Source organism: Ruegeria sp. BHSA163, assembly GCF_059613365.1.
Genome location: NZ_JBXWSJ010000019.1, coordinates 16711 through 33151 on the forward strand (window position 1 = coordinate 16711; position 16441 = coordinate 33151).

Annotated in this window: 13 protein-coding genes and 1 tRNA gene; 3 read left to right on the forward strand and 11 right to left on the reverse strand. The window is 56.5% G+C overall.

Going from position 1 to position 16441, the window contains the following annotated elements:
- The first annotated feature begins 50 nt into the window (after window positions 1–50).
- Window positions 51–983 (forward strand): GntR family transcriptional regulator, encoded by a 933-nt coding sequence (locus tag AC2FNV_RS10590; RefSeq protein WP_170608808.1) that lies wholly within the window; start codon window positions 51–53, stop codon window positions 981–983.
- Window positions 980–2293: a nucleotide disphospho-sugar-binding domain-containing protein gene (locus tag AC2FNV_RS10595; RefSeq protein WP_170608807.1), complete on the forward strand. Its 1314-nt coding sequence runs from the start codon at window positions 980–982 to the stop codon at window positions 2291–2293. Before AC2FNV_RS10590 ends, AC2FNV_RS10595 begins: the two co-directional genes overlap by 4 nt.
- A 501-nt stretch (window positions 2294–2794) precedes the next feature.
- Here AC2FNV_RS10595 and AC2FNV_RS10600 read toward each other — a convergent pair.
- The 9 genes from AC2FNV_RS10600 to AC2FNV_RS10640 form a co-directional block, all read right to left on the reverse strand.
- Window positions 2795–4531 (reverse strand): Mur ligase family protein, encoded by a 1737-nt coding sequence (locus AC2FNV_RS10600; protein ID WP_170482652.1) that lies wholly within the window; start codon window positions 4529–4531, stop codon window positions 2795–2797.
- A gap of 14 nt (window positions 4532–4545) precedes the next feature.
- Complete coding sequence (cphA, locus tag AC2FNV_RS10605; protein WP_170608806.1) at window positions 4546–7347, reverse strand: cyanophycin synthetase; 2802 nt, start codon at window positions 7345–7347, stop codon at window positions 4546–4548.
- A 20-nt stretch (window positions 7348–7367) separates the two neighbouring features.
- Window positions 7368–8258 carry a cyanophycinase gene (locus AC2FNV_RS10610; RefSeq protein WP_170608805.1) on the reverse strand — a complete coding sequence of 297 codons (891 nt, stop codon included), beginning with the start codon at window positions 8256–8258 and terminating at the stop codon, window positions 7368–7370.
- 55 nt (window positions 8259–8313) lie between these two features.
- Entirely contained in the window at window positions 8314–9480 is a 1167-nt protein-coding gene (iadA, locus tag AC2FNV_RS10615; protein ID WP_496773240.1) for a beta-aspartyl-peptidase, read from the reverse strand.
- A complete protein-coding gene (locus AC2FNV_RS10620) occupies window positions 9474–9941 on the reverse strand; it encodes a ParB N-terminal domain-containing protein (RefSeq protein WP_496773242.1) in 468 nt (155 codons plus the stop codon). The genes iadA and AC2FNV_RS10620 overlap by 7 nt, the downstream gene beginning before the upstream one ends.
- A gap of 712 nt (window positions 9942–10653) precedes the next feature.
- Complete coding sequence (locus AC2FNV_RS10625; RefSeq protein ID WP_496773244.1) at window positions 10654–11187, reverse strand: hypothetical protein; 534 nt, start codon at window positions 11185–11187, stop codon at window positions 10654–10656.
- Window positions 11188–11194: 7 nt separating this feature from the next.
- Window positions 11195–11611 (reverse strand): SDR family oxidoreductase, encoded by a 417-nt coding sequence (locus tag AC2FNV_RS10630; RefSeq protein ID WP_496773246.1) that lies wholly within the window; start codon window positions 11609–11611, stop codon window positions 11195–11197.
- Window positions 11612–11840: 229 nt separating this feature from the next.
- Window positions 11841–12455 carry an isochorismatase family protein gene (locus AC2FNV_RS10635; RefSeq protein ID WP_170816914.1) on the reverse strand — a complete coding sequence of 205 codons (615 nt, stop codon included), beginning with the start codon at window positions 12453–12455 and terminating at the stop codon, window positions 11841–11843.
- 40 nt (window positions 12456–12495) lie between these two features.
- Window positions 12496–13362 (reverse strand): pirin family protein, encoded by an 867-nt coding sequence (locus tag AC2FNV_RS10640; RefSeq protein ID WP_171133885.1) that lies wholly within the window; start codon window positions 13360–13362, stop codon window positions 12496–12498.
- A 111-nt stretch (window positions 13363–13473) separates the two neighbouring features.
- Here AC2FNV_RS10640 and AC2FNV_RS10645 point away from each other — a divergent pair, with 111 nt between their 5' ends.
- Window positions 13474–14394: a LysR substrate-binding domain-containing protein gene (locus AC2FNV_RS10645; protein WP_217352232.1), complete on the forward strand. Its 921-nt coding sequence runs from the start codon at window positions 13474–13476 to the stop codon at window positions 14392–14394.
- 511 nt (window positions 14395–14905) lie between these two features.
- Here the strand turns inward: AC2FNV_RS10645 and AC2FNV_RS10650 are convergent.
- Together AC2FNV_RS10650 and AC2FNV_RS10655 are read right to left on the reverse strand one after the other, a co-directional pair.
- Window positions 14906–14982, reverse strand: a tRNA-Arg gene (locus tag AC2FNV_RS10650).
- 64 nt (window positions 14983–15046) lie between these two features.
- Window positions 15047–16429 carry a sensor histidine kinase gene (locus tag AC2FNV_RS10655; protein ID WP_496773250.1) on the reverse strand — a complete coding sequence of 461 codons (1383 nt, stop codon included), beginning with the start codon at window positions 16427–16429 and terminating at the stop codon, window positions 15047–15049.
- Between the last annotated feature and the right edge of the window lie 12 nt (window positions 16430–16441).

Below are 16441 nucleotides of genomic sequence, written 5' to 3' on the forward strand. Positions count from 1 at the left end.
ATTGCGGCCCACGGGTCGCGACAATCAGGATCGGGAGAAATGCGCAGAAAATGGCCGGAGCCCGCCGAACATCCAGACCCAACCACTACGCGCTTGCACAGCAGGTTCTCAGCATTGCCCTGGAGCGCGGCCTAAAGTCCGGCGACCACTTGGCGGAAAAGACCTTTGCCGAGGCCTGCGGCGTGTCGCGAACGCCCATCAGGTCGGCTTTCAAAATACTGGAAGAAAATGATATTTTAAGATGGCGGCAGGAAGAGGGATATTTCCTGAACATCGGGTCCGCCAGCCAGGCCGCCAAGGCCCTGCAGCGTATGGAAGTCGCCGAGGATTCACTGGCGCACCGGATCCTGTCGGACCGGGCCGAACGGCGCATCGGTGACGTGCAGTCTGTCAGTGCGCTGGTGCGGCGTTATGCGGTATCACGCAATGCAGTACTAAATGCGTTAAAAGTACTATCAAAGGATGGCATTGTTACCCAATTGCCCGGCCGCGCCTGGGCTTTTCAGCCCATGGTCGATTCGCTCAATGCCATCGACGAAAGCTTCGATTTCCGTCTCATGGCCGAGCCGCAGGCCGTGCTCGCACCGGGTTTCAACATCGACAGCAACCGCGCGGGACTGTTGCGCAACCAGATGGAAAATCTCCTCGGCAGTGACGAAGACCGCATAACCGCCGCCGTGTTCCAGCGGATCGATTTCGAATTTCACAGCCTGATCGCAGAGGGGTCGGGCAACCGTTTTCTGAGGGGCACGCTGCTGGCCCATCACCGGCTGCGCAACGCGACCCATAAGGGTGGCGTGATCCCCAGGTTCCGTCTGAGACAGGCGATGATCGAGCACCTGGAAATCCTCGATAGCCTCGAACGCAACCAGCTTGATCTTGCAGCCGATCAGATGACTGTGCATTTGCGCCGCTCCCGCATCCGCCGGCCCGAAGCCGCCAATCGCGGTATCCCGCCATTGCTGAAAGGGGTCCGCACGTGACCAAACCACCAACAATCGCCTTCTTTCCCGAGGCCAGCTTCGGCGCAGCTCTCAACTGCGTCGGGATCGCGCAAAAGCTCAAGGAAAACGGTGCCAACCCGGTTTTCATCTGTCATGCAGGGTTCACCGGGATATTTGCGGAATATGGCTTCAGGGAGTATCACCTGCCGCAGAACGCTAATAATAATGTCGGTGCGATTGAGGACTACTGGCAGGAGTTCATCAATACCCACCTACCGCATTTCAACCTGAACCCGCTTGATCAACTTCCTGCCTACGTCACCCCAACCTGGGAGGCCATTGTCGACACCGCGATCACCGCCGAGGAGAAGCTTGCCGCGATCCTCGAGCGGATCGACCCCGATGCGATCGTGCTCGACAATGTTGTCATGTTCCCCGCTATCGCCAAGGCACGCTGTCCCTGGATCCGCATCGTGTCCTGTGCAGAGACTGAAATCCCTGATCCGAACGTGCCGCCTTACCTTTCCGGCCTGTCACCTGGGGATGATGCGGCTTGCAAGACATTTAAAAGAGCTTATTTGCAACATACTCGGTCGGTGCACCGTCGTTACAACGAATTCCGCAAGGCGCATGGGCTGCCCGCCTTGCCGGCGGGGATATTCCTGGAAACTTCGCCGACCCTCAATCTGCTGCTCTCGCCCAGGTCAGTGCGGTTTGACCGGAAACTTCCCCTACCCGAAGATAAGTTCGTGTTTTTAGAAGGTTGCGTACGCCTTGAAAGCGCGTACGAACTGCCCCGGTTCCCTGCAAGCGACGGACCGCTGGTATATATGAGTTTCGGGTCGCTGGGGGCAATCGACACGGATTTGATCAAGCGCATGATCGACGTTTTCGCCACGATCCCTGCGCGTTTTCTGGTCAATGTCGGGGGCTTTCTGGAAGCCTACCGTGACATTCCGAACAACGTTCATTTGGGCGACTGGTTCCCGCAGCCTTCTGTTGTTGAACAGGCGGCGCTATTTATTCATCACGGTGGCAACAACAGTTTTTGCGAAGCACTGTTTTACGGAGTTCCGTCCCTGATACTCCCCTATTGCTGGGACGGACATGACAACGCACAACGTGCCGAGGCAACGGGCCTCGGGCATCGGATTGATCGCAAGGACTGGTCGAACGAATTTCTCCGACACAAAATCTCAGTGTTGCTTAGCGATGTAGATATGCGCCATCGACTGGTCGAGGTATCCAGGCAGATGAACGAGAATTCAGGAACTGATAAAGCCGCGCACAAGATCTTGGATTCAGTGCAGCTCGAAGAAAACGTCTGGGCTTCTACCGCCAACCAATAAATCTGTATTCGCCCTCAATTTTTTCACGGTAAGACTGTGCAACATTCTTTACCGAACCGGAAAAAGTGCATCGATGGAACAACCGCAGGCGAAGGAATGGAGCTCAAACTCCCGACACAATCGGGGCGCGTCGTCACGCAGGCAATTATCGGTCATGCCATCGTTCGGGAAATTAATGATGTCTGGCAATCTCAAACTTATGACTGCGCTGAACTACGTCCAAGACCGGCAGCAAGCTGCCATTGGAGAAAGCGCGGCGAACTCACCCTTTGTCCGCACTGCGGTCGTTGAGTGGAATTCACTCAAAGTCTCCACTGAGCCCAAAGTACCGGATACTGCGCAACGATCACTTGGCGGGTTCTGCACCGTAGTCCGCCTCCGATCGGTCTCAGGTCGAAGGTGCAACATTTTTGGTGCATACTTCCCTGCCTGTTTGCATTTGCGCGCGCTTACATCGCCGTGTGCTAGCTACAACTGCGTGACATCGGCACCCGGCTCTGTTTATCCGTCGAGCATCGCGAGCACGGCGTCGCGTTCGGACAGGACCAACAGCAAGGCAAGATCACCCGGTTCCAGCTTTTCCAATATCATCGAGGCAGCTAGAGAGGGCGAAGATGCTCTCAGGACTTGTTGCGCGTCATATCCCTGTTCTAAGGCGGATTTTTTGATCAGGTCCGGGATTTCTCCCAATTCGCGACCTCTTAAATACCCTTCCAGTTCGGCTGCGACGACCACGTCGGGCTGGAAATTTAACGCTGTCGCGGTAACGTCCCGAATATCCTGATCCGACCGATCGCCAGCATGGCTGAGCATAATGTAACGCCGTTTCGCCGGTAGGCTTGACAGCGCATCGCAAACGGCCGAAATCGAGTGCGGGTTATGCGCAAAATCCAAAAAAACACGCGCATTATTGTAACTAAACTCGTTGCAGCGTCCGGGGTTGTCCTTGGCGTCGGGTTTGAACCCGGCCAACCCATCCCGAGCCCCCTGAACGGGCAAGTCCAGTGCCAAGGCAAGGCACAGGGCCGCCAGCGCGTTCAGGATATTGTATTTCGCAGCGCCGCCCATGGTCAGGGGAACATCGGAAACTGCAATGACTACCTGTTCGACCGCACCGTCGAAAAAGACGATATCTCCCTCCTGCACATAGGCGCAGCACTTGCCCGCATCACGCGCCTGACGGACAAGGTTGTTCTGCGCATCCAGCGAGAACCACCAGATATTTGCGGATGTATTTTCCGCTTCTGCGCGGACATACAAGTCATCGGCATTCAGTGCCAGCACGCCACCCTCGGCCAGCGTGCGATGCACGGCGAATTTGGCCTGAGCCAGTTCCGGCACCGTGTTGACCCCGTATTGCCCCAGATGGTCGTTTGCCACATTGGTGACCGCCGCTGCCGTTGCCGCGCGGGTCGGCAGACCCCGGCGCAGGATACCTCCGCGCGCGACTTCCAGACAGGCGACCTCCAGCCTTTTGTCACGCAACAGCATTCGCCCGCCGCCAGGGCCGGAATAATCGCCACGGTCGAGAATGTCGTCTCCCACCCGCACAAATTCGGTCGAGGTCAGCCCGGCAACCTTGCCCGAAGCGCGCGCGATCGCCTCAAGTAAACGGGTTGTGGTTGTTTTGCCGTTGGTTCCGGTTATGAAGGCCACCGGGATATTGTGCAGAGCCGACCAGTCCAAGTCATCGGGGGTAGGCAGCGCATCGACCGGCCAGGTCTGACTGCCAGTACCGTGCCCGATCGACACTTCGTCATCATCGCACAGGATATCCACACCATGCGCTTCTGCTGCCGCAATCAGGGCGATCAGCGCGGGATTGGCTTCCTTCTCCATAACGCTTTTGACATCCGCAACCATCTGATCGAAATCGCCGGGCTCGGATGCCAACAGTTCGGCAGCACAGAAATGCCAGACGGTTTGCACCGCGAAGATAGCGGAATAGAGCTGATCCATCGGTGCTGAAATCGCCAGATTGACGCCACCGGTGAAACTGCGGTGGGTTACGTCCTGATCCTGCCAGCCAAGTGCGTCCAGCACGCGGCGCGCGTGTTTTTCCCACAAAGCAGTGACCTGCGCGGTGCCGGTATCGGTGAAAAACACATCCATCACCGCGCCGGGGCGGTTCCACAACAGTCCCGGCCCGGTCAAGCGTCGGGCATCGTCTACCCGGATATGATCGGCGTACGCGCTTTCAATTGTCAGCGCGTTTTCAAGCTCTTCGATCCGGTCCATTCCGGTACCCCCGCTTAATCCGCGTCTTCGCTGATGTCGCGGGCCAGGCGCACGCCGCGCGCATCCCGGATCAGGTTCTGGTCGCTTTCGAACATGTCCTCGAACGAGGTGTCGATGGGGCTTGCCACCGGCGCAGCCTCTGTGACCGGCGCTTCGCTATCGGAGTTGAAATAGATGATCTGCTTCCAGCAGCGCGTTGTGTCATCACCGAAAATCACCAGCAGATCGCCCGGTGCGGCCTGTTCCAACGCTGCAGTCACCGCTTCGACCTCATCCGGGATGATCGTGATCGCGGCATCATCGACGCCGTTGTCGATCAGGGCCTGCCGCATCATTTGCGGTACTTCGTCGTGTCCACGGCCCCGGCGGCGGTCATCTGCCTTGCAGATGAAATGATCAAAATGCCCGGCCAATGCGGCGGCCCCGTCGATGATATCCTCATCGCGCCGGTCGCCGGGCATCGCAACAACGCACAGCCTTCGGCCCTTGACCTCCAACTGATCGGCCAGAGCCGCCATCGCCTTGAGCGCGGCAGGGTTGTGGCCATAGTCGAGGATCACCTTGAAGGGATGCTCGTCATAGACATTCATCCGCCCGGGTGCCTGGAAATAGCTGGTGTCGAAGGTGCGCAGCCCATGGCGGATATTGTCCAGATCCACTCCGAAACTATAGGCCATCGCGGCGGCGAACATCGCGTTCTGGACGTTGAAAATGGCCTTGCCTTCCAATGCCGCCGGGATCAGATGCGACCACAGCACCGGGATATGAAGACCGTTGTCATAAATGGTCAGCATGTCACCATTCATGCCCTTTTCAAGCACAATTGCCTTGCCGCCTGCCTTGATATGTTCCTTGACCAGGCTGTGCCCCGGATTGGTGGTGACATAAAAGATCTGATCCGCACCGGCATAGTCGGCCATTTTCAAACAGTTGATGTCATCGGCATTCAGAACTGCCGTGTCGGTGGCGCTTTCCACCACCACGCGTTTGACAACGGCCAGTTCCTCAACCGTGTTGATGCCGCCAAGACCCAGATGATCTGCCGAGACGTTCAGGCAGGCCGCTACGTTCGAGCGCTGATAGCCCAGACCCGAGCGCACAAGTCCGCCGCGTGCGGTTTCCATCACCGCAAAATCGACAGCCGGGTCGCGCAGAACGATCTGTGCCGACTTAGGTCCCGTCATGTCGCCCTTCACGCTCAGCTTGCCGTCAACATAAACGCCATCGGTCGAGGTCATGCCAACGGTCTTGCCGCTGGTTTTCATGATGTGCCCCAGCATCCTTGAAGTGGTCGTCTTGCCGTTGGTTCCGGTGATTGCCGCGATGGGAATGCGGGTTTCCTCGGTGGCCGGAAACAGCATGTCGATCACTTTGCCCGCCACGTCGCGCGGCTGACCTTCGGACGGTGCCACGTGCATCCGGAAACCAGGGGCGGCGTTCACCTCGACAATCGCGCCGCCGATATCCTTGTAGGATTTGGTGATGTCGTCGATCAGGAAATCGACGCCGCCCACATCCAGCCCGACGGCCATGATGGCACGCTCGGCCATGTCACGGTTGTCAGGGTGCACCACATCCGTCAGATCAATGGCCGTGCCGCCAGTCGACAGGTTCGCGGTTGATCGCAGATAGAAGACCTCGCCGTCAGGCAGCACAGTTTCTTCCGTCACGCCCGCATTTTCCATCAGGCGGTTGGCCTGATTGTCGATCTCCAGCATGGTCAGCACTTTTTCATGCCCGATGCCACGGCGCGGATCCTCGTTCACGATATCGACCAGTTCGGCAATCGTGTGCGTGCCATCGCCCACCACATGGCCCGGCACGCGCTTGGCTACAGCGACCAGCTTGTTGTTCACCACCAGCATCCGGTGATCGAACCCGGTGATGAAGCTTTCCACCAGAATGGCGCGGCTGCGGGAATGTTCCTTGGCTTCGGCAAAGCCTGCCTCGACCTCTTCATCCGAGTTCAGGTTGATCGAAACACCACGCCCATGATTGGCATCGAGCGGTTTGACCACCACCGGGTGCCCGATCCTTGCGGCGGCGCGCACGGCTTCACGCGCGGAATAGACCATGCGTTGCTGCGGCACAGGCAGGCCCAGATCGTTCAGCAGATTGTGGGTGTCTTCCTTGTCGCAGGAAATCTCGACCGAGATATGCTTGGTCTCAGAGGTTATGGTTGCCTGAATGCGTTTCTGGTATTTACCGTGCCCGAACTGAACCAGTGACCCAGAATTCAGCCTGATCCAAGGGATGTCACGCTCTTGCGCGGCCTTAACCAATGAGCCGGTTGAGGGACCAAACTCCTTGCGCTGCGCCCGCAGCACAAAGCTACGCAACTCGTCATCCCAGTTGAATTCCGGGTCGAAGTCGTAGTCCACCTGTTCCTTGAGGGATTGCGGCAATAGATGCATCAGCAGCCGCATTGCAAGCTTGCCTGCGTCCAGACCAACATCGCGCTGGCGGTATTCGTAAACCATGTTGTATTGGCCGGGTTCGCCTGTGCCGCGCGTGCGGCCAAAGGTTACATCCGAACCGGCCACGTTCTGCACTTCGATGGCACAATGTTCCAAAACATGACCAAGCCAAGTGCCTTCATCTTCGCGCAATCGGCGGATGAAACCACCGGGTTCGCGGTAGGAACAGCCATGTTCCGCCAGACCGGGAAGGGCCTGGGTCAATGCATCAATAAACTCGGAACCAATTTTGGCCGAAGGCCAATCTTCCAGAACGCCCAGATCAATGACGTGGCGAATGACCGGAAAACTTGCCCAGACATTCGGGCCGACAAAGACATTGGTCGAGATTATTTTCATGAGGCTCCCCGTTGGTTAGCTTATTGTTTCCCCCCGCTGGCGGCCTCATCCTCGGACAGATCCGGCAATGTGCAGAACGCCATATGCTCATCCGGCGGAAAAGCCTGGCGAGCCGTCAGATCATAACGGCACCCTTCACCCAGAACGTCAAGCCGAAGTCCAAGAAGGCTGAGTGCTTCGCCGCGACGGGCATCCCACATCGAAGAATGGGTCAAATGGCTGGCATCCACCACGGTAACCGTTCCGCTGCCGATTACTTCAAAGACGTTATCGGGCCCAATGAAGGCCGCCGTGTCTTCGTCAACGCCCAATCCGATTAGAAAAGGGTTAAAAGATGAAGCGGTTAGCAATCGACCCAGGCGGTTGCGTTGGGTGAAGTGCTGATCAATGATGACGGCGTTGGTCAGACCCATACCGGGAGCCAGCGTGATGTTACCTTCGGCTGGACCAGAGTTGCTGCTGCCACCTGCTACCATATGCTCGGACATGATCGAAGCACCGGCCGATGTTCCTGCAACCGGCACCCCTGCCGCGTTTCGGCGCCGGATTTTCTGGGCGACCAGCGTGCCTCCAAGAATCGCTGACAGGCGCAACTGGTTCCCACCGGTCATAAAAATTCCGGTAGCACGATCCAGCATCCCCGCGTAATCCGGGTTGTCGCAATCGGCGCGGCGCGAGATAGGCAGGAATTCAACCTTGCCTGCACCAAGCTCGGAAAAGATGCGGTTATAGTCCGGTCCGGTTTCTTCCAGCATCGAGGCTGTTGGGATTACGATGATATCAGCGTCGGCACCGCCGGACAGTTCTACGAACTTTCGGTGAATCTGCATTTCCTTGACGCGGTCTTCACCGCCGCCGATCGGAATGATGAACCCGCGCGGGGTTTCTGCATCAACGGGTGCAGGGCACATATCTTAACTACCTTCCGGTGCTATAGCGGGCAGCCACCGGGGACCGCGCGGACGCTCAAACCTGTTCATACATGCCGCGTCGGGCTATCTGGCCGTCGCGTACATGCCATTCCCCCCGGGCCATCACATGCCGCACGGCAGTGTTTTCGTCAAGAACGACCAAATCAGCGTCCATACCCGCGTTCAGACGACCCTTTCGGTGCAGCTTCAGCAGGTCAGCGACATTTGAGGTCATCGGAGCCAGAGCTTCGGGCATTGGTACTCCTCTGTTGGTGAGTTCGCGCAGCGTGTCCGGCAAAGTGTCCGACAAACCCACCCCGAACCGTGTCAGATTGCCTTCATGGTCAAAGGCGGGCAGGCAGCCACCACCGTCAGAGCTGATGGTGAAACGGTCCGCGTGACCGCCCAAATCGCGAAACTGAATGTAGGCCTCAGCAGCAGAGATGCCCGGCTCGACATGTCCGCAGGGGAATGCGGTAGCGTCGATGTAACATCCGTGCCGTGCTAGTGCCACGGCCTGTTCGAAGAGTGGTTTGTTGCGATTGACATGGGTTGGATTGAAGACGCGTGCGGGGATTTCGCAGGTCGCGATAGCCTGTTCCAACATTGACAGCCCTCGCTCGCCATCTCCCATATGGCAATGCACAATCCCCGCCTTGCCAATCATCAGACCCGCGACATGCGCCTCGCTCGCGATCCGCAGAAACTCGTCCAATGTCGGTTGGCTCGACCGGTGATCACTGATCGCCAGTTCCCCAACACCGATGACCGGATCAAGGAACACGATGTCCCCACGGGCTGAACCGGTGAGGGTGGTCAGTGGGACGTGATAGCCACCGGTGTGACACCAGGCTGAAAGTCCTTCTTCGCGCAAACCATAGGCCTGTTGCACCAGCGTCTGCGTGTTGCGGGTCAGATCGTCCGTGCCCAATACTCCAACGACTGAAGTGACACCGGCACGCGTGAAAGAGGACAGGACAAGCGGCGGCACCCGACTGGCTGGTCCGGTTTCACCGCCACCGCCAGTTATATGCGCATGCCCATCAATAAAACCCGGAACAACCGCTGCACCTTCGACGTCAATGATCTCTGCCTGAAGCTGGTCCGGCAATTCGGGTTTTTTACTGCCGAGGTAAATGATGCGCTCACCCGCGGTGAGAATATGGCCCAAACCTACAGGCTCAGGTGAATAGAGACGCGCATTCTTGATGAGCTTCAACACGTTGCAAATCCGTCAGTAGGAGCGAAGACGTCCTTCTTTGCACCAAATGGCAGCAGAAGAACCATCCCCTTTTTCGGGGAAAGCGTAGATGTCGGTCGTACGCCACTAGCAGACAATGAGAAAAATGAAGCGGATGGCAAGTTTGTCCGCATAACGTAGCTGCTTGGCATATGTTTGACGTCTACTGGGAGTTCTGTCAGCCCCAGTTGATGGGCCACTTCGACGATCGCGTGACCGTCGATGATTTCGTTGTCCTCTGTAATCAATACCGGCCGCTTAAAGCCGTAACGTTCGATCGACGCTCGGCACTTGGCTATCTGCCGACTGCTCTGCTTTCGAACATTGTGTTTTGCGTGCTGCAAATCGTTGATTGCAATTGCCTCAACGCACAATTCAGACAGCAGATCGTTTTTCTTAGCGATTGAATGTTCCGGACTCGCCGGCTTTGGATAGGTCGTCATCACGCCCTCCTTGAAATCCAGTTTCAGGAAAGTCGCGATGGGGCGTCGACCAGGCCGAGACGGGAATACCAAAAAGGTCGTCCATCACAATTTTAACGAGACACCGAAATCCTCGGCCGGGCATCTCGCCACGCTGCTTTAATATAATGAGTCGCCACCCAAGTCAAGCTAAGTATATGATTTTGGTTGACAAATGCAGCGAAGGTCCTTAAGCTTCGTTCTCTTTCGAGTTGACTAAAGCGGTGCCTTGAGCGTTCTAGTAGACAGGAATTCGGCCGATGAAGCGGTGAGGCCGCAATTCGGAAAACACTGTTCTGGTACAAGAGAATACCCCCGCCCCGACATCGGAATATGCTTTCGAAATTTCCCTGTTAATTTCCCTGTTCTCAGGGAAATCGCGAGACTGGATAGCTGGAAACTGCGAACACAGCCACCATCATCTAAGCTATTGATATAATGCAGAATTATTGAATTCATTGCGTGATTTCGGGCGCTTTCTGAGGTATAAATATACCCCAGATCGACAGAACTGCGATATCCTGCCCGTTTCCCTCAAAAGTCTGGAATCGCGATTTCCGCGCTAGCAGTTTGGTGGATTTCGATGGTGAGACCATCGCCGTTCATGCGGTCATAACCTAGTGGCGTATCGCCGGAAGCCGAAGCGGGCGACGATCAGCGCCGCAGGCGCATGAATTGATCTTGATGCTGTAGCTTAAGTTGCGGCGAGAGCGTTGCGCTGCTCTGTCCAGATCGGTGAGAAGGAATGTCTGATCAGGCGGTCAGATGTCATGCCAACGGGCTGCCGACCTTCGCGGATGGCTCTGATGATATCCGGTGCCAGGAAGGCCAGTTCGATGACTTGCTGAATACGGCGTTTCGAGACGCCTTCGGATTCCGCGATCTCAACAAAGGTTTTTCCCGACCGGACCAGATCAAAGTACCGACGCGCGCGGGCGACGTTGCGCAGCAGGGTTGCATCGATCTCTGGCTGCGCGTCGCCGATGATCAGTTTGGTTTCCACGCCCCGCTTGCGGTGCTGGAACGCTGAGGTAACAGTTAGCAGGTCTTCGTTGATGCGCGCCGCATCCACATCAAGATGATGTGCGAGATATTCGCCTGACAAGGTGATGAGGATATCGCCGGGCGCGATATCGATGCGGGCGACCAGATCAAGGCAGTGGCGCATCGCATCTTTGTCTGCGGCAGCGTCGACCGTGAACCGGCGGGACAAACGGGTTCCGATCACGGCGGTTTCATCTGCGGTCGCGTCGCATAAAATGCCTGCGCGCAATTCCGGTTTTTTGAGATGACCCTCGATTAGGTTTGCTACTTTGTCTTCCAACTCTGGAGCCGGCACCCATGCCGGCGAAGTGTTCTCCTCGGCCAGACAGCAATACGATGTGTTGCAGGCCGGTCTCCAGAGCGACCTTGGCAAAAGCCTCCAACTTTTCCACCGCGCCCGGGAAGGCAAGATCGGGGAAGTAGGTGACATAGGCTTTGGATACGCCGGTCAGGATCGGGGCCCATGTGCTTTGGTCTTCCCAATCGAAGGGCGTTTCAGAGAGGCGCGTGCCACGACGAACGGGCAGGCCTTTGGCTTCAAGCTTGGTTACAACGCGCGATCCGGTTTTTCCGGTGGCGCCAATTACGAGAATGGGTTGGTTGGTCATAGTTATTTCCTATGGTGAGCTGAGAGCTCGTTGGTTGTGTGTGATTTGGAATGGAGTTGGTCGGATTACTGCTGAGGTTAAAGAAACTCAGCGGCCGCCAGTCCCATCGCGACGAAGAAAACAAGCGATGGGAGATAGATCACGTAGAACTGGACTTGCGATCCCCGGTGCAAACGCGAATTGCGGACCAGCTGCCAGCGTTGGGTTGTATGAGTTTCGCGGCGCATCGCTATACACTCGCCCGAACTTGGCCGACTAGGATCGACCAATCCATGCCCAAGGCGCTATAGACGTCACCGGCCTGCGCGTTCGCATTATCTGCAAGAATTTCGATCATCATGCTGGCACCATCCGCGATGACAACTCCGGCTTGTGTAAGCCGGTGCAAAGCCGTCTCACGTTTTGTCATGTTAAACGTCCCGCTGGCATCTACGGCGATGTAGGCTTCGAACCCTTCGCGCACGGCCCGCATCGCGGGAAACGCGGCGCAGACTTCCAGCGACAGCCCGGCGAAGATCAGTTTGCTTCGCCCGGTTGCGCGAATGGCCTCTTCCACCCGTGGATCGTCCCATGCGTTGACCGTTGTTCGGTCGATAAAGGTCTGATCTGGCAGGGCTTCCAGCAATTCCGGAATAGCAGGCCCCCATAAAGTCTCTGACGATGTCGTGGTCGTGACAATCGGCAGGCCGAGCGCCTTTGCGGCTTTGGCCAAACCGACGATGTTGTGTTTGAGGTCCGCGATAGAATAGTCACGGATGCCAGTCATCAGTCCCACCTGATTGTCGACAAATACAACGGCGGCATTGTCACGTGTAAGGGGTTCCGGGTTGTTCAGTTTCGTCACGGTCTTCTCCTTTTAAGGTTGTTGTTGGGTGGTGTTGGGTTCAGTCAATTGATCCAAGGCGACCGGCTCGGTAGTCAGCCTCGACAGCGTCAAGCTCTGCCGCGTTGCCCATGGCGAATGGACCCCGTTGAACAAAGGCTTGGCGCAGGGGGTGTCCTCGAAACAGGACGACATGAGCGCCCTCTTCGGAGGAAAATGAGATGTCCGCGGCCCCCGCAAATGCGATGGCTTTGTCAGGTTTCAGATCGGCAGACCCTGCGGTCCAGGTCACGGTGGAGGTACCGGTGATGGCCAAGACCCAGGCGTGTTGGTCGCTGTCGCTGCTGTGCGTGAACTGACCGCCGGGCTGCATGTTGATATCCAGGAGCGTCAGCGGAACGTCGGGCGCGACCCCACCCATGACACCGTTGCTGTCCCCAAGTATCAGCCGCGCGGTTGAGCGGTCGCCTGCAAGCTTTGGGATGTCCTTGGCTGCGAGGTGAAATGCAGATGGCGCGTCGTGCCGGTTCTCTCCGGGCAGGTTGACGAAGACCTGCAATGCGTGGGTTCTGGCATCGGGCCCCGGCGCTTCGTCATGCAGGGCGCCGCGCGCGGCCTTGAACCAATAGAGATCGCCAGGCGCCAGCTCGAGGTCATTGCCAAGGGAGTCGCGGTTGCGGAACGCGCCTTCGCTGTCCTCAAACATCACGGTCACAGCAGACAGGCCTGCGTGCGCGTGGGGCCCGAACGTGGGCTTTGTCGCGTAGAAGTGGTCCACCATGATCAGCGGATCCATCAGCCCCTGGAAGTCCGCGTGCTGGTAGCTTTGGGCCACAAAGCCATCGCCGATGGTGATCTTGCGACCGTCGCTTTGTGCATGTGTTTCACAGGGGGCGCCTGCGAGTGTGTCGATAAGTTGCTTGGTCATGTCAGTCTCTCGCTTCTGTTGAATTTAGAATATGAGCGAGACAATCAGCAGAAAATCGGTCAATATCAGGTCTTATCGTTCTACATATGGAACAATAGGATGAGGCATAGCATGGACCTTAACGACGCCTTCTACTTTGTTCAGGTTGTTGAAAAGGGCGGATTTTCCGCCGCAGCCCGGTCGTTGAATATTCCCAAGTCCCGGCTCAGCCGCCGTGTGCGGCAGCTTGAGGAAGACCTTGGCGTGCGCCTTTTGCAGCGCACATCGCGCATCGTCACGACGACAGAGATCGGAGAAGACTACTACCGCCACGCGCAAAAGGCCCTCGCACAGTTCGAAGTCGCCGAAACCGCCGTCCGTCGCAAAACCAACAGGATCGAAGGCACTGTGAACGTGTCCTGTTCCGTGGGGATGGCGCAGTTCGGTCTGGACCAGATCTTACCGCGTTTTCTTCAGGACAATCCTGGGGTGACCGTTGTCCAGCGCGCCTCGAACCGGATGGAGGATTTGATCAAAGGGGGGATCGATATGGCGATCCGCGGACACATGGACACTCTGCCCGACTCGAGCCTCATCCAAGTGCGACTGGCACGGGTGGAATGGCACTTGTTCTGCTCGCCGGACTACCAGAGCGCACTCGATCCGTCCGATGATCCGACCGAGCTTGCAAATCACCCGGCCCTGGTTCTTGGCAGACCCGGAGCGACGCACCAATGGCTGCTGACCGATCGTGACGGGCAAAGCGCATCGATCCCCTGCAAGGTGCGCTTTGCAAGTGATGATATGTCAACGCTCAAAAACGCGGCGGCTTTGTCCTTGGGCGTCGTCGCCCTGCCTTCTTACGTATGTCAACGAGAGGTGGAAGCCGGATCACTTGTGCGCATATTGCCGGGTTGGACCGCGGGAACCCCACAAATCAGCCTCCTGATGCCTTCGCGGGAAGGATTGTTGCCTGCGTTTGAGGTGTTGCTTGATTTCTTGAAGCGTGAATTACCAACCGTTCTGGCCGGCGATGCACCAGCGGACACGTAACAGCGGCTCCAACGGGATTGAACTTCCCGCGTCCAGCTGTGGCATTTCACCTTCCTTTGCGGCTGAGCTTGGTAATTCTCGTTCAGAGAAGGAAAACAAGCAGACATTAGAGCGGGGAAGATCAATGGCAGTTTTGTCCGCAAGGCAGACATAGTGATGATTTTGAAGAACGACCGCTTTTAGCGAAAGCTGCCTTTGAAGATGGAGTGCAGTTACAGACATATCGCTCGGTTTTAGTGAACTTAAGTTCACCGGTTGTTTTAAGAAAACTGAACCTACAGCAGGAATTGAAAGCTGGTGTCGCACATGTAGCCATGTCGCACCATGACGGAACGACATTCAAAAATATTCAAAATTTATGTGTTTGAACAATTAGTGGTGGGCACTACCAAAATAAGAACATTCCAAGGTGTACCTAGGCGTTCCAACCTCCCGAGTGGGAATTATCGTGGGAACACACTGCGCAAAAGGCTAATTTATACTTTTTAATCAATATGTTAACTTATTTAAGTGGCGGACCGAGGAGGATTCGAACCCCCGACCCCTTGATTCGTAGTCAAGTACTCTATCCAGCTGAGCTATCGGTCCGCATTGGTGAGGCGCTATGTAGACCCGGTATCGGAGACGCGCAAGACGATTCTTCAAAAATCTTTCAAAAAGTCCCGTCCCCTCGAGGAAGCCTTATTTCAAAGGTGGTTCCTTCAGAGCCGGTTTCCTTCAGCACAAGATCGCCACCGTGACCTCGAACCAGTTCCTGCGAAATTGCCAAGCCAAGACCTGAACCGCCTTTTCGCACGCCGCCCTGGAAGGGCGTGAACAGGTTCTCTTGTGCCTTGGGTGGCAATCCGGGGCCAGTATCCCGGACTTCGATGCACCAATCGTCCTGAAATTCGCAACCCGTGATCGTCACTTTCCCAGGTTTGCCTGAGGCAACCAGCGCCTGACGCGCGTTTCTCACAAGGTTCAGGATCACCCTGAATATCTGCTCAGGGTCAGCACGTACGACCAAGTCTTCGGGAACTTCATTTGTTATTTCGACGCAAGCATCAGCGACAGCCAATTGCTCACTTGCTGCGACATCTTCCGCGATGTCGCGCAGTCGCACCAAATTCAGCGTCGGCGCAGGCTCTTCTGCGCGTCCGAAAGCCAGCGTGCTTTCGCATAGTGACACCGCTCGCGTTATCGAGTTCACCAGTTTAGGGGCCATACGGCGAACAAGCGGATCGTCGCTTGCCTCAATCCGATCAGTAAACAATTGCGCCGAAGTCAGAATATTTCGCAAATCGTGACTGACCTTAGCTACTGCGCCGCCAAGCTGAGCCAACCGCTCTCGTTGTTTGAGGGCCTGTGTAAGATCAGTTTGCAACATTTGCAGTGCTTCTTCAGCCTCTCGCAACTCGGTCACTTTGGAATTGGGTGATATGATGCCCCGCGCATCCTCTGGGGCGCTGGCATAGCGTTGCATGTAGCCGACGACACTTTTGATCGGCTTTACCAAAACCACCCGGACTGCAAGAAACAAAAGCGATGCTGTGATGATTGAAATAACAAAAGACAAACCCAGAATTCGCAGCCCGTAATCGATCATCGCCATGCGCAGCGGAGTACTGTCGATGGTGACTTCGATCAGAAGTCCAGCGCCCTTAACCGGTTCGCCGATGACGCGAATAACTTCGTTTTCAGCCGCGAGAATCCGAGCCATTGCATCCCGAATCAGGACCCAAGGGCTTGCATCCCTCAGGTCAAACGTCGTGACAATCTGTTCCGGTATTGGTGACGACAGCATCAGTTGGCGTACTTCGTCACGACGTAGGACCACATTGTAGACGCCGGCGTTCGCCAAAAGTTCGGCCTCAAGATCTTCTGCCAGCATATCATCCGCCAGCAAAGCCAGCGACGCTATCTGGGCCCGCTCCAGCCGGTTTTGCAGAAAATCCTCTCGGAACCGCGCAATCGAAGGCACAAAGATAAGTATCTCGGCCAACATCACGAATATCGTAGTTAGGATCAGGAAACGGCCGGACAGTGAATTCAATTGGCGCTCCTT

Bases quoted from the DNA above. Each gene is read 5' to 3' on its own strand.
- AC2FNV_RS10590 (WP_170608808.1), top strand. From the start codon at position 51: ATGGCCGGAGCCCGCCGAACATCCAGACCCAACCACTACGCGCTTGCA.
- AC2FNV_RS10600 (WP_170482652.1), bottom strand. From the start codon at position 4,531: ATGGACCGGATCGAAGAGCTTGAAAACGCGCTGACAATTGAAAGCGCG.
- cphA (WP_170608806.1), bottom strand. From the start codon at position 7,347: ATGAAAATAATCTCGACCAATGTCTTTGTCGGCCCGAATGTCTGGGCA.
- AC2FNV_RS10610 (WP_170608805.1), bottom strand. From the start codon at position 8,258: ATGTGCCCTGCACCCGTTGATGCAGAAACCCCGCGCGGGTTCATCATT.
- AC2FNV_RS10620 (WP_496773242.1), bottom strand. From the start codon at position 9,941: ATGACGACCTATCCAAAGCCGGCGAGTCCGGAACATTCAATCGCTAAG.
- AC2FNV_RS10630 (WP_496773246.1), bottom strand. From the start codon at position 11,611: ATGACCAACCAACCCATTCTCGTAATTGGCGCCACCGGAAAAACCGGA.
- AC2FNV_RS10640 (WP_171133885.1), bottom strand. From the start codon at position 13,362: ATGACCAAGCAACTTATCGACACACTCGCAGGCGCCCCCTGTGAAACA.
- AC2FNV_RS10645 (WP_217352232.1), top strand. From the start codon at position 13,474: ATGGACCTTAACGACGCCTTCTACTTTGTTCAGGTTGTTGAAAAGGGC.